The organism is Saccharothrix sp. ST-888 (genome assembly GCF_000955975.1).
In the GTDB taxonomy this organism is placed as follows: domain Bacteria; phylum Actinomycetota; class Actinomycetes; order Streptomycetales; family Streptomycetaceae; genus Kitasatospora.
The window spans coordinates 1-317 of the sequence record NZ_JYJF01000851.1; the positions used below are offsets into that span (position 1 = coordinate 1).

Sequence of the window (317 nt, forward strand, 5' to 3'; positions counted from 1 at the left end):
GATCGGCGCGGTCAGCCCGCCGGAGCCGGACGTGGCACCGGTGCCCTTGGCGCCGAACATGCCCTGCCGCCTGCCGATGACCTCGACCGGTAGTTCCGTGCTGGTGGCGGGGACGGGCTCCTCGGGGGTCTCGCTCATCGCAGCAGCCGCCGCATCTCGCGCGTCGGGACGGCGTGCAGGGCGATCTCCTCGGCCTGCTCCTCGGCGCGGAGCCGGTGCACCCCGAGCTTCTCGTGCTGGAGCTTGTCGTGCAGCTTGAGGATCGCGTCCATCAGCATCTCCGGGCGGGGCGGACAGCCCGGCAGGTAGATGTCCAC

1 pseudogene is annotated in these 317 nt (G+C 71.9%); it reads right to left on the bottom strand.

The features are described 5' to 3' along the window. Positions 1-134: 134 nt before the first annotated feature. Positions 135-317 (bottom strand): annotated as a pseudogene (locus UK12_RS34805) (hypothetical protein); the annotation flags it as partial.